At 73.4% G+C, this 12,331-nt stretch carries 12 protein-coding genes; 4 read left to right on the forward strand and 8 right to left on the reverse strand.

Translation table 11 applies throughout. From position 1 onward, the window contains the following. Position 1 precedes the first annotated feature (1 nt). A complete protein-coding gene (locus ACIRYZ_RS22105; RefSeq protein ID WP_402946561.1) occupies positions 2-1,603 on the reverse strand; it encodes an LCP family protein in 1,602 nt (533 codons plus the stop codon). Then, entirely contained in the window at positions 1,596-2,171 is a 576-nt protein-coding gene (locus ACIRYZ_RS22110; protein ID WP_402946563.1) for a DUF6542 domain-containing protein, read from the reverse strand. The genes ACIRYZ_RS22105 and ACIRYZ_RS22110 overlap by 8 nt, the downstream gene beginning before the upstream one ends. 256 nt (positions 2,172-2,427) lie before the next feature. On the opposite strand from ACIRYZ_RS22110, the gene ACIRYZ_RS22115 reads away from it, so the two are divergent. Further along, positions 2,428-2,634 (forward strand): antitoxin, encoded by a 207-nt coding sequence (locus tag ACIRYZ_RS22115; protein ID WP_402946565.1) that lies wholly within the window; start codon positions 2,428-2,430, stop codon positions 2,632-2,634. Between the two features lie 73 nt (positions 2,635-2,707). Continuing rightward, a complete protein-coding gene (locus ACIRYZ_RS22120; RefSeq protein WP_402946567.1) occupies positions 2,708-3,403 on the forward strand; it encodes a transglycosylase SLT domain-containing protein in 696 nt (231 codons plus the stop codon). Positions 3,404-3,413: 10 nt separating this feature from the next. On the opposite strand, the gene ACIRYZ_RS22125 is transcribed toward ACIRYZ_RS22120, so the two are convergent. From ACIRYZ_RS22125 to ACIRYZ_RS22135, 3 genes are all read right to left on the reverse strand, one after another. Further along, the gene (locus ACIRYZ_RS22125; protein ID WP_393028212.1) at positions 3,414-3,977 is read right to left on the reverse strand and encodes a hypothetical protein; all 564 of its coding nucleotides are present in this window, start codon (positions 3,975-3,977) and stop codon (positions 3,414-3,416) included. Between the two features lie 160 nt (positions 3,978-4,137). After that, the gene (locus ACIRYZ_RS22130; protein ID WP_402946570.1) at positions 4,138-6,351 is read right to left on the reverse strand and encodes an RICIN domain-containing protein; all 2,214 of its coding nucleotides are present in this window, start codon (positions 6,349-6,351) and stop codon (positions 4,138-4,140) included. Between the two features lie 376 nt (positions 6,352-6,727). Continuing rightward, entirely contained in the window at positions 6,728-7,174 is a 447-nt protein-coding gene (locus ACIRYZ_RS22135) for a hypothetical protein (RefSeq protein ID WP_402946572.1), read from the reverse strand. A gap of 395 nt (positions 7,175-7,569) precedes the next feature. Here ACIRYZ_RS22135 and ACIRYZ_RS22140 point away from each other — a divergent pair, with 395 nt between their 5' ends. Further along, positions 7,570-10,083, forward strand: a complete 2,514-nt coding sequence (locus ACIRYZ_RS22140) for a cytochrome P450 (RefSeq protein ID WP_402946574.1) — start codon at positions 7,570-7,572, stop codon at positions 10,081-10,083. A gap of 43 nt (positions 10,084-10,126) precedes the next feature. Here ACIRYZ_RS22140 and ACIRYZ_RS22145 read toward each other — a convergent pair whose 3' ends face one another. The 3 genes from ACIRYZ_RS22145 to ACIRYZ_RS22155 form a co-directional block, all read right to left on the reverse strand. Next, on the reverse strand, positions 10,127-10,270 hold the full coding sequence (locus ACIRYZ_RS22145) for a DUF6126 family protein (RefSeq protein ID WP_387625281.1): 144 nt from the start codon (positions 10,268-10,270) through the stop codon (positions 10,127-10,129). A gap of 68 nt (positions 10,271-10,338) precedes the next feature. Continuing rightward, complete coding sequence (locus ACIRYZ_RS22150; protein WP_393028218.1) at positions 10,339-10,683, reverse strand: ArsR/SmtB family transcription factor; 345 nt, start codon at positions 10,681-10,683, stop codon at positions 10,339-10,341. A 213-nt stretch (positions 10,684-10,896) separates the two neighbouring features. Next, positions 10,897-11,358, reverse strand: a complete 462-nt coding sequence (locus ACIRYZ_RS22155) for a hypothetical protein (protein WP_402946576.1) — start codon at positions 11,356-11,358, stop codon at positions 10,897-10,899. A 226-nt stretch (positions 11,359-11,584) separates the two neighbouring features. On the opposite strand from ACIRYZ_RS22155, the gene ACIRYZ_RS22160 reads away from it, so the two are divergent. Further along, positions 11,585-12,301 carry a polysaccharide deacetylase family protein gene (locus ACIRYZ_RS22160; RefSeq protein ID WP_402946578.1) on the forward strand — a complete coding sequence of 239 codons (717 nt, stop codon included), beginning with the start codon at positions 11,585-11,587 and terminating at the stop codon, positions 12,299-12,301. The last annotated feature ends 30 nt before the right edge of the window (positions 12,302-12,331 follow it).

The raw sequence follows: 12,331 nt of genomic DNA on the forward strand, positions 1-12,331 counted from the left end.
CTCAGTCCACGCAGGGAATCCCGCCCGCCTTCACCGCCGGCCCCTGCATCGGCAGGCCCGCGGCCGGGTCGGTGGAACCGTCCGCCGAGGCCGAGGCTCCCGCGGTGGGGGTCGCCGGGGTGGGAGTCGGCGTCCGGCCGGCGGCGAGCGTGACCACGACGTGCCCCGCCGCGACGGCGTAGGACGGGACGGCGGCGACCCCGTAGCGGGCCGCGATCTGCTGGGCGTCGGCCTTGGCGCCGCTGCCGTACGTCACCGTCGTCGCCCGGGTCCTCGCCGGTGCGTCCCCGATCCGGCCCGCCTGGTAGCCGAGTTCGACCAGCGCCTTGGACTCGGCGGAGGCCGCGCCCGCGCCGGCCACCGCGTTGACGTCCACCACGGACTTGGGCGCGGCGCTGGGCGAGGGCGTTGCGGTGGCCGTCTCGCCGGGGGCCTCGCGCGGGGCTCCGGCCGGGACCGCGGGCGCCGGTTCGCGGTTGAACAGCTGCCGGACGATCTTCTTGATCAGGTCCGGGTTGACGGTGTTGACCTCCTGCCCGCCGATGGTCTTGAACCCGGCGATCGGCAGGGTGTTGAACTCGACGTTGCCGCCGGTGAGGTTGGGCGCCTGCTGGGCGAAGTCGAGGATGTTCCACTCGTTGTCGATGACGACGTCCTTCTTGATCACCCCGAACAGCTTCTGCATCTGCCCGAAGTCGTTGAGGACGCCCTGCTGCTTGAGCCGGTACTCGACGGAGGAGATGAACGCCTGCTGCCGGTGGGTGCGGTCGAGGTCGCCGTTGGTGAGGTGGTGGCGCTGACGGACGAAGGACAGCGCCTGGGCGGCGTTGAGCGAGCTGACCCCGGCGGGCAGTTTGAGGCCGGTACCGCCGCCCTCGTGGGTGGCGGTACGGGCGATGATCGGATCGTCGACCGGATGGTTGAGGCAGACCTGGATCGGTTCGACGGCCTTGGCGATGTCGTAGAAGCCGATCAGGTTGACTTCCGCGAAGTGGTCGATCGGGACGTCCAGGAAGCTCTGCACGGTCTGGATGGTGGCCGAGCGCCCGGCCTCGCGGCTCTGCCGCTCCAGCTCCGCCTTGGACAGGCCCTTGCCGGCGAGCTTCGCCTCGGCGGCCTCCTTGGCGATGCCGTAGGCTTCCTTGATCTTGTGCATCCTGCCATCGGCGCCGGCGGTCTGCACGTAGTCGTCACGCGGGACGGACAGCGCGGTGACCTTGCCGCCGTTGGCCGGGATGTGCAGCACGATCAGGGCGTTGGTGTTGTAGCCGCCGATCTCGCTGGAGCCCGCGTGCAGTTCGTCCTCGACGAACTGCTTGGGCAGGTCGTTGCCGTCCATGTCCTTGCGGCTGTCCAGGCCGATCAACAGCAGGTTGACGGACTTGTCCAGGTGCGGCGGCGCGTTCTTCTTGGCCTCGCTCAGCGCGGTGGACTTGATCATGCCGTCGTCCAGGCTGCGGTACTCGTACCAGGTGAAGCCGCTGGCGCCGAGCACGGCGGCCGACACGGTACAGGCCAGGGTGCGACCGGCCACGGCCAGCGAGGGGGCGCCGCGGCGCGGGGTCCGGCCGCGGGGGCGGGGGCGGTTGCCGCGCTCAGCCACGGCGGCTCCTTCCGCTCGGGGCTGCGGCCCCGCCGGGTCGGCGGCGGTCGAGCACGGTCCGGATCACGATGACCAGCAGCGCGGCGGCCACCGCCGCCGCCATCACCGGGAACGCCCCGACCACCCAGCGCACCGCGCCGGTGCCGAGGCCCTTGCCCTGGTACTTGTCGGGGTTCGACAGGTACTCGACGCCCGCGGCCGTGAGCAGCACCACGATCGGAGTGGCGGTGACCACCCACCACCGGCCGGTCCGGCTGCACAGCGCGGCCGCGGCGGCCGTGCCGAGCACCGCACCGACCGTGAAGAGGATGCCCACGCCGGGGCCGCCCAGCTCGTCCGCGATCCCGCCGAGCAGCGGCAGCCCGACCGCCGCCAGAGCCGCGAGCAGTCCGCCGCGCCGACGGGCCTGCTGCCTGCGGCGCGAGGCCCCGGCGCGCTGGGCGCGGGCGTCCCGGGCCCGGTCGGCCCCCCGGCCGCCGGCGGGACGGGAGCGCTGGGCGGGCACGGCGCGGTCCTCGGTGCGCGGTCCCGCGTCCTGGTACGGCGTTCTCGCCCGCTGGCCGGCCATGCGCACTTCCCTCGATCGTTTCGGCTGCGGCGGCGCGACCACGCCACCGCACGTGCCGGGACGCCTTCCGTCCTGCGGCGGTCCCAACTTCTACAGATCTGTAGAGGTTGGGCTGGAGCTTACAAACCCATTTCAGCAAAGTCACCCGCCGCCGTTCGGCAGGGGCGAACCGCCCGGTGGGCCGTCGTTAGGATGACCATGATCCCCGCCACGTCGGCACACCAACAGGAACGCGTCAGAGGAGCAGAGCGTCACCATGTTTGAGAGTCTGAAGAACCTCGCGGGCAAGGCCACCGACCTCGCCCGTGAGCACAGCGACGTGCTCGGGCAGGGCCTGGAGAAGGTCGGCGACGTGATCGACGACCACACGGACGGCAAGTACAGCGGGCAGATCGACACCGGCGTCGAGAAGGCGAAGGACTTCCTGCGCAACCTCGACGGGGACCAGAAGCCCGCCGAATAGGCCTGCCGCGGGGCACGATCGACTGTACAGCGATCGAACGGGAATGCGAGCGGACGGGGAGGGGCCGGAAGCGGTGAGCGAGGAGCAGAAAGGGTCGCGCTGGGGGCGCTGGCTCGTGATCGGCGTCCTGGTCGCGGCCGGGTGGGGCATCGTCCGCGGGGGCGGGCACGACACCGCGGCGTCCTCCTCGCCGTCCGCCTCCGCCACCGCGGGCGGGGCGGCCGCGGTCCCGTCCGGTGCGCCGTCCGCCGGGGCGCCCTCCGCCGCGCCGTCCAAGCCCTCCGGCCGCTACGACCCGGCCGACTACGCGGCGCCGGTGCGCCAGTACGCCGCGGAGGCCGGGGTCGATCCACAGCTGCTGATGGCGATCCTCTACAACGAGTCGTACAAGCCGCACGACCCGGACCTCGAACGGGCCTGGCAGCGCAACAAGCCCGACGCCTCCTTCGGCATCGCCAACATGCACCGGGCCGCCTTCGACGACACCAAGCCCGGCCGCCCGTTCGCCTCCCGCCAGTGGGAGGAGCTGCCGGACGACCGCAACCTGGCGATCCAGGCCGCCGCCTGGCACCTGCACGACCTCTCCGGGCAGCTGCCCGCCCGGCCGAGCGCGCCGTTGAACAAGAACGAGCTGCTCGCCCTCGGCTACAACGCCGGCGCGGGCAACATGCTGGCCTTCGCCCGGGGCGTCAGGATCGGCCCGCAGGCGCAGTCCTATCTGGACCGCCTGCACGACAACTGGGCGAAGTCCGGCGAGGCCGTGAAGTAGGCCTCCGCGATCAGCCGCGCGCGCGGCGGCGGAGCCAGAACCCGGTGGCGACCAGCAGGACAGCCGCAGTGGCGGTGCCGATGGCGGCCCAGGTTGTGGCGTCGTCGGTGGTCTCGTGGGCGGGGGTGCCGGTGGTGGCCGCCGCCGTCACGGGGGTCGGCGCGGCCTCGGTGCTCAGGCCCAGCGGCGCCGGGTCGCTGATCGCCGCCGCCTCGACGTCGAGTTCGCGCTCACCGTGGCCGAGGGAGGGGAACGCGCAGTCGACGGTCACCCGCCAGTGCCCGGCCGGGAGCAGCTCGCGGGTGGTGTACGTCCCCGGCCGGCCCGGGACGGCGACCAGGCGCCAGGGGCCGACGGCGCGGCCGTCGGCTGCGGTCGCCGAGAGCGTGCCGGCGAACTCCTCGGTGACCGGGTCGTGGTCGTTCTCCCAGGTCGCGACAGTGCTGACGTGGCCGTTCTGCTGGCCGGTGACATCCAGGTGGACGGAGTCGCCGTGGGCGGCGGCGGGTGCGGCGGCGGGCAGGACGGCCGCGACGGAGAGGGCGAGGGCGGCGAGGAGCGAGCGGGTTCGCATGGCGGGCATTCCTCGGGCGGTATGGGGTGAGGGTGCTTGGAGCAGTGGCGCTTTGAGCGGTGGTTCTTTGAGCGGTGGTGCTTTGAGCCGTGGACGCCGGGTGCGGCCGCCGTCGGGTGGTGACTGCGGCCGCACCCGTGTTGCGCGGGTTCGAGCGTGCTTACGAGGTCTTCAGCAGCGACCAGCTCTGGTACGGCCGGCCGTTCGGCTGCTGCAGCTCCAGCAGCCAACCACCGTAGTACCAACGGTCGCTGAGTCCGAGCACCAGGGTGGAACCAGCCGCGGTGACGGTGAAACCGCCGTCGGTGGCGCCCAGTTGCCACTTCTGCGCGGCGTTGTCGGCACACGGCTGCTGTGCCACGTACTGGCCGGCGACGGCCGTGCCGCCGAGCTGCAGGCACTTGCCGGAGCGGGCGGACTTGATCCGCACGGCGCCGTCACCGGCGTCCTCGAAGGCCCACTTCTGGTTGGCGTAGCCGGTGCGCTGGTAGGCGATGGCCACGGTGCCGTCGTTCATCGAGCTGCCCCACAGGTCGGCGGCCTGGCCGGTGAGGCCGTTGACCAGGGTGTAGTGGGTGCCGGGCTGCGGGTGGCCCGCGTCGGCGAGGGTGCGGAAGGTGGCGGAGCGACCGGGCTTGGAGACGGCCCCGGCCGCGTCGCGGACGGCGACGGCCACGGTGTAGGAGGTGCCGGGCGCCAGTCGGACCACGCCGACCACGGTGGAGCGGACGGTGCCGATGGTCTGGCCGTTCAGCTGGACGTCGTAGCCGGCCGCGGCCGGGACGGCGTTCCAGCTCAGCATCACCGAGTTCTGGGTGATCTGACTTGTCGTCACCTCAGGGGCGCTGCCGCCGCCGGTGGTCGGGGTCGCGGTCGGTGACGGCGATCCGGTCGGTGTGGCGGTGGGGCTGCCGGTGGGCGTCGGGGACGGCGAGGGCGTGCGGGTGGGCGATCCCGAAGCCGTCGGGGTGGGCGTCGGCGTGGGCGTGGGCGTCGGCGTGGGGTTCGGACCGGTGCCGTTGCCCGCGATGAGGAAGCGGTTGTTGGCGACGTTCCAGTGCGTGGCCAGGTAGCTGCCGGGTGCCGGGTCGGTGTTGTAGTAGTCGTCGTGGTTGCAGTCCAGCCGGTCGTCATGCGCGCGGTCCGGGCAGACGGTCCGCATCTTCGGGTAGTAGGGGGCGTCCGAGTAGCACATGATGTCCCACTCGTCCGTACAGTGACCGGCCTTGCTGGAGTTGGGCGCGCTGTTGTTCACCGCACCCAGGTTGTGACCGAGTTCGTGCGCGGCGGTGGAGCCGCTCCAGCAGCCGGCGTCGGTGCGTCCGTACGAGGGGCCGAAGTTGCTGAAGTTGTCCTGGCCGGGGCGCTCGTCGCCGGCGAAGGTGCCGATGCCGCAGTACACCTTGGCATCGGTGAACATCATGTACTTGCGGTCCTTGCGGTTGAACCCCTGCGCGGCGAGGGCCTGGTTGCTCGCGTTGAAGTCCTGGATCTCGGAGTCGGAGATCTGGACGTTCAGGACCGAGGCGGTGCAGTCGGGTTCGGTGACGAAGCGGACGTGCCGGTCGCCGCCGGTCTCCTGGGCGCTGGCGTCGTAGATGACGTCGACGTCCGCGGCCCACTTCTTGAACGAGGGCAGGTACTGGGCGAAGCGGTCGTTGCCCGGGGTGTGCACGTACACCACCTGGACGCGGTTGCCGCTGCTGCCGTCACCCTCGCAGACCAGGCCCGAGCCGGCGGCCGGGGCCTGGGAGGGGGCGCCCTGCGGGGCGCCCGCGGCGCCGGAGTCGCTCAGCAGCGCCTTCTGGGTCGCGTCGAGGACGGGCGCGCCGCCCTTCAACAGGTCGGCTGCGGCGGGCGGTTGGGCGTTCGTCGGCGGGGTCAGCGCGGGCGCCTGGGCCACCGGGGCGGCCACCGGCTGGACGTCCTTGTGGATGTCCACGTCCTTGGGCGGCACGTCCGGGCCGTGGCTGCACTGGGTGCTGCCGGTGACCTCCAGCATGTTGCCGCAGCGGTCGCTGGTCGGCAGGCTCAACCCCGCGTAGACCAGGCCGCGTTCGGGCTGGTCCTTGGGTATCGCCTTGGGTGGGGCGGCCTTCTCGTCCCGCTTCGGGGCAGGCGCCTTGGTCGCGCCCTCGGCCGTGCCGGTCTGCCCGGGGGCACCGTCGTCGCCACCGTCCGAGACCACGTCGGCCCGGTCCGCCGGGGCGTCCGCCGCCGCGACCGCGCTGTGCACGGCCGCCGGCTCCAGCACGGTGCGCAGACCCAGTGTGCCCGCGATCAGTCCGGCCGCCACCGCCACGGCGACCAGGGTGCTCCTGCGGGTGAGCCGGCGGCGCCTGCGCCGACGGAGTTCGCTGCTCCGGTGTCCCATCGCGTTCCTTTCCTCGTGCGACGGCCCGCGCGCCCCGTGGTGAGGGACGCCCGGACCTTCCGACACTCCGGAGAGCGACTGGGACGGCCGGGAATAACAGAAACCTCTTGCGAAATTCTTTGCGGCGTTCGAAACGGTGAGGCGGCGACCGGGCGAGGGCATGGAGATGCCGGGGAGTGCGTTCGGAGGTGTGCGCTCCCCGGCACGGGGGTGGCGGCCACCCGGCCGGAGTCCCGGAGCCGGCGGCCCGGGCGGCCGAGACGGAATGCCGGACCTGTCGACGCGTGGTGACCAGAGCTTCGACCAGGCAGGTTCACGCCCCGGACCTGTCGGTGTCGACCGGTGTCCGACGGTCCGTCATGCGGGGGGGGACCGGTCAGGCCGCGACCGTCAGCCGAGCCGGGGACGCCGCGGGCGCCCCCGCGACCCCGGCGACCCCGAGGCCGCCGTGCAGCCGGGCCAACCCGGCGGCGAGCACGGTGCGGTCCCCGGCGAGCCAGAGCCGCAGGGCCGCGGAGAGCGCCGCGCTGGCCGGTCCGGCCGCCGGCCCGCCGGTGCGCGCGAGCCGCTCGCCCAGCAGCGGCAGCAGGTCCGCCACCGGGGCGGGCAGCCAGAGGGTCAGCGCGCAGGGCGCGGGCCGGGCGAGGACCCGCGTCAGCGGCAGGACGGAGGCCTCGTCGTGCAGCGCCGGGACGACCTCCAGCAGGCCGTCGACCGCCACCTCGGAGACGTCGCCGCCGTGGCCGCGCGCGAGGTCCCGCAGCAGCGCCCGCTCGGCGGCGGTGATCCGCACGGTCAGCATGACCTCGTCGTCGCAGTCCATGGTCACGGCCCCCTGTCGTGGCGTCAGTGGAGTCGAGGGCGGGCCGGTGGCGCAGACGGGTCATCAGGCCCTCCTTCTCCGCATACCATGGTGGCCCTCGCACGCCTGGGCGGCGAGGGTCCAAAGACCCCCCTCCGCGGGCGGCGAGGTCGTCATCGTTCCCGCAGGTCAGCCGTATCCTCGGGAGCGAGATCCGAACCTCGGGCCGATGGACCGTTGGAGTGATCCACCCGCGCTCGGCGCAACGCCTATGGGACCGGCGCGTTTCTCATGACGTGCGCCCTCCCACAGTGGCGCACGCGGGCTCGCGCTCACCGGTCCCCCGGTTCCCGGCCGGCCCGCCGGTACCCTCCCCCGGTACCGCCGCACCGTCCCCTTCGATGAGAGGTAGTGTCATGGCCCTGCCGACAGGCGCCCTGCCGACAGAGACCCGGAAACGGCTCGTCCCACCGAGAACCGCGCCGCCCCACACCCCCACGACCCGCTCGGCCGTCCCCCCGCTCGCCCCCGGGGCGCTCCCCGGCCTCGGCCACGCCGCCGCCCTGCTGCGCGACCCGCTCGGCTTCCTCGGTTCCCTGTCCCGCTACGGCGGTGTGGTCCGCATCCGGCTCGGGCCGCGCACTGTCTGCGTGGTCACCGACGCCCGGCTGGTCCACACCCTGCTGGTCGCGCTCGCCTACGACTGTCCGCGCGGCGCCGTCCAGGACACCCTGAAGACGGCCTTCGGCGACGGCCTCCTGATGTCCGAGGGCCAGGCCCACCGCGACCGCCGCCGGATCATCCAGCCCGCCTTCGGCCCGGACCGGATGGCCGAGTACCTGACCGTCATGCACCAGGTCACCGAGGAGCGCGCCGGACGTTGGCAGCCCGGCCAAGTCCTCGACGTGGCCAAGGAGATGAACCACCTGGCGCTGGAGATCGTCACCCGCTCACTGTTCGATGCCCGGCTCAGCGAGGACGCCACCCTCGCCTTCCACCGGGCGCTGCCGGACCTGGTGAAGGGCCAGATCGTCCAGTCCCTGTACCCGCACCCGGCGCTCGCCCGGCTGCCGCTGCCCGTCAACCGGCGCTTCGACGCCGCCGTCCGGGTGCTCAACCGGGTCGTCGACCAGGCCGTCAACGGCCGCTCGGGCCCTGCCGGTTCGCAGGACCGGGCCGAACGACGGGGCAGCCTGCCCGCCCTGCTGCGGGCCGCCACCGACCCGGCCACCGGCCGTCCGCTCACCGAGGCCGACGTCCGCTCCGAGGCGATCACCATGTTCGGCGCCGGGACGGAGACCGTCTCCACCACCCTGACCTGGCTGCTGGACGAACTCCTGCGCCACCCCGAAGTCGAGGCCCGCCTCCTCGCCGAACTCGACGAGCACCTGCCCGCCGGAACCGCCCCCACCCCGGAGGCGCTCGCCCGGCTCAGCTACACCCGCAGCGTCACCCAGGAGGTGGTGCGGCTGCACGCGCCCAACGCCTTCCTGATGCGCACCGCCCGGGTGCCGGTCGAGCTCGGCCCGTACGGCATCCCGGCGGGCACCGAACTGCTCTACAGCCTCACCGCCCTGCACCGCGACCCGGTCCGCCACCCCGAGCCGCTCGCCTTCCGGCCCGAGCGCTGGCAGGACGGCGGCGGGGCCGGGCGGCCGTCCTTCCTGCCGTTCGGGGCGGGCAAGCACAAGTGCATCGGGGAGGCCTTCGCCTGGGCCGAGCTGACCGTCGCGGCGGCGGCGATCCTGCGCCGCTGGCGGCCGGTCGCGGTGCCGGGGGCGCGGGCCCGGGAGGTGGTGTGGACGACGGTCCAGGCACAGGGGCTGCGGGTGCGGCTCGCGCCGCGCTCGGCGGACTCGGTGGGTGCTACGGCCGCCCCGGCGGGTGCCTCGACAGCTCCGGCGGCCTCGGTGGCCTCGTCGAGCGCGGCGGGTGCGGCGGGTGCCGAGCGGGCGGCGGCCGGCGGTTGCCCCTTCGCGGGCGCCGCAGCCGCGCCGGCCGCTCCCGCCCGGCGCCGCCCGCCCGCCGAGTTGCGCGCCTCCGCCGACCGGCATGCCGACTGGGCGGTCCGCCACGGCCTGCTCACCCCGGCCGAACTGCCCGGCTACCGGGCCTACGCGCTGCACGAGCTGATCGGCCTCGCCTTCCCGACCACCCGGGGCGGCGAGCTGGACCTGTTGGTCGACATGCTCGGCTGGTTCACCATCCTGGACGACCGCTTCGACGGCCCGCCCGGACGCCGCCCCACCCAGGCCCGCGCCCTGGTCGACCCGCTGATCGCCGCCCTCGACAGCGGCGCCCCCGCCGGCACCGCCGACGACCGGCTCCTCACCGCCTGGCGGGAACTCTGGGACCGCCAGACCGAGACGATGTCCCCCGCCTGGCGTGCCCGGGCCGCCCGCGAGTGGCGGGCCTGCCTGGCGACCTTCACCGCCGAGGCCGAACACCGCTCCCGCGGCACCGTCCCCGCGCTCGGCCTGAGCCTCACGGACACCATGCGGCTGCGCCGCCACGGCAGCTGCGCCTACCCGTTCATGAACATACTGGAACGGGTCCACGGCGCCGACGCCCCTGCCGCCCTGCACGCGGAGCCCGCACTGCACCGCCTGCGCGCCAACACCGCCGACGCGGCCACGCTGATCAACGACCTCTACTCACTGGAGCGGGAGGAACGCCAGAGCGCCGCCGCCTTCAACACCGTCCTCACCCTGCAACGGGTCCGCGGCTGCACCCGCAGCCGCGCCGTCCGCGCGGTGCGTGCCCGCGTCTCCCGACTGCGGCAGGAGAACGAGGAGCTGCGCCGCGAGCTGGGCCGCCGCCACCCGGCGGGGCGCTGGTACCTGGACGGCACCCGGGAGCTGGTCACCGGCGTGCATGCCTGGACCAGCACCAGCGACCGCTACCTGGTGCCGGACGCACAGCCGCGCTGAGCCCCGCCGCGGCCCTCCTGACGGCCGCTACGCGCGAGCGCCCCTACTTGCGGTCGCCGAGCGCGAACAGCAGCAGGACGAAGCCCGCGAACAGGTGGGTGGCGAAGACGTAGATGCCCGCGCGGATCAGCATCGCCTTGCGGCGGCGCTTCTCCTCACTCGTGCTGTCACTGGCACTGTCGCTCATGGTGCGGGTCTCCTCGGGTCGGCCGGTCGGGTCGGGCGCGGGCGCTGACGCGGGTGCGGGCTGCGGACTCAGCGGTGTGACCGGCCGCCGGTCGCACGCAGCTCTGTCAGCAGCGCGCCCTGGTCGGTGATCAGCTCGGTCAGGATCCGACGTGCCGCGCGCAGCAGGTCGGCGACGTCCGGGGTGCTGAGCGCGTACACCACCGTGTTGCCCTCGCGGGTGGCCGTGACCAGCTGGGTGCGGCGCAGCACCGCGAGCTGCTGGGAGAGGTTGGACGGCTCGACCTCGATCTCCGCCAACAGCTCGCGCACCGGCCGGGGGCCGTCCTGGAGCAGCTCCAGCACCCGGATCCGGACCGGGTGGCCGAGGGTGCGGAAGAACTCCGCCTTGGCCTGGTACAGCGGGACCGGCATCGTCCGCTCCCTCTCTCGGATCCGGCTCGGTGGTCGTTCGACCGGGCGGGGTCCGTGCCGCGGCCGGTAGGCATCATCGCGACAGATGAAGATTTCTTCAAGTCCTCACAGCAGGAGGTGACCTCCCCCACACCGCGGCCGGATTCCCGGCAAGCCGGGGCCGAGCCCGGGACGCTGCCAACTCCCGGGCCCGGCAGTCAGGATGACGAGCCGTCAGCAGACTACAGGCAGATCCAGGGCGACCGGGGCCGGACCCTGGAAGCTCTTCTCCACGGCGAAGGAGGCGTGCACGACCGAGCCGCACGGCACGGTAGCCCTGATGCCGTCCACCCGCACCGTGCTGGTCGAGAAGACGGTGCGTCCGGACACCGCGCCGAGCGAGCCGCCGCCGACGACCTCGGCCGACAGCCCGGTGACCAGCTCCTGCGGCGCCGGCGGCCACGGCGTCCCCGGCGAAGGCGGCCCGGCCAGCCCGATCTGCCCGTACAGCACGACGCTGTCGCCGGTCACCTCCGCGCACACCTTGGTGGACAACCCGGCCTGCAGACCGGACCAGCCGCAGGTCGTGACCGTGGCCACGGTGGCCTGCGGCACGGCGGCGAGCGCCGGCACGGGCGTCGCGAGCAGCGCGGCGGCACCGACTGCGCCCGCAGCGATCTGCTTGATGCGGTTCATGAACTCCCCCTTCGGAGGGTGTGAGGAATGGATCGAGAACAGGCAATGTGGCACATGTGATATTTCATACGTGCCATGACCAAGACTTTGCCATGAGATTCCAATCCCTAGGCGCAGTTTCACCTTTAAACTAGCGACCAGGCCGAAACTTGACCTTCGATGGCGCGTTCCAGCCCGAACGGACGAACATCTGCACCATCCCGGACGTCGCCGCGTTGAACCTGGGGTGAACCGCCTCCGCACCGCCGTCGCGGCCCTGGCCGCCCTCGCCTCTCTCCTCGGCTTCGCCCCGGCCCCCGAGCCGCTGCTCGGCACCGAGATCCGCCGGATCCCGACCGAGGCGCGCGTCCTCGCCCTGACCTTCAACGCCGCCTGGAACGAAACCGGGCTCGACACCGTCCTCGCCGTCCTGCGCGACCGCGCCGCCCCGGCCGTCTTCTTCCCCACCGGCGACTTCGCCGACCGACACCCCGACGCCGTCCGCGCCATCGCCGCCGCAGGACACGGCCTCGGCAACCACTCCTACAGCCACCCCGACTTCACCACCCTCACCCCCGACCAGGCCCGTGCCGAGGTGCGCCGCGCCGACACCGCCATCCGCCGCGCCGCCGACGCCGACCCGCTGCCGTTCTTCCGCTTCCCGTACAGCGCGACCACCCCACAGGCCATCGAGACCGTCAACGGGCTCGGCTACGCGGACCTGGAATTCACCACCGACACCAACGGCTACCTCGGCCCCGGACACGGCATGACCACCGACCGCGCCGTCGACCGAGCCCTCGCCGCCCTCACCCCGGGCGCCGTGCTCCAACTCCACGTCGGCGCCACCGACGAGGGCGGCCCCGACACCTGCCTCGACGCCGAGGCCCTCCCCCGCATCATCGACGCCGCCCGCGCCCGCGGCTACCGCCTCATCGACCTGCGCACCCTGCTCAACCGGTAGCCGGGCCGGGCGTGCCCGGCTGTCGGCGGA

Source organism: Kitasatospora sp. NPDC101155 (assembly GCF_044768305.1).
Classification (GTDB): domain Bacteria; phylum Actinomycetota; class Actinomycetes; order Streptomycetales; family Streptomycetaceae; genus Kitasatospora.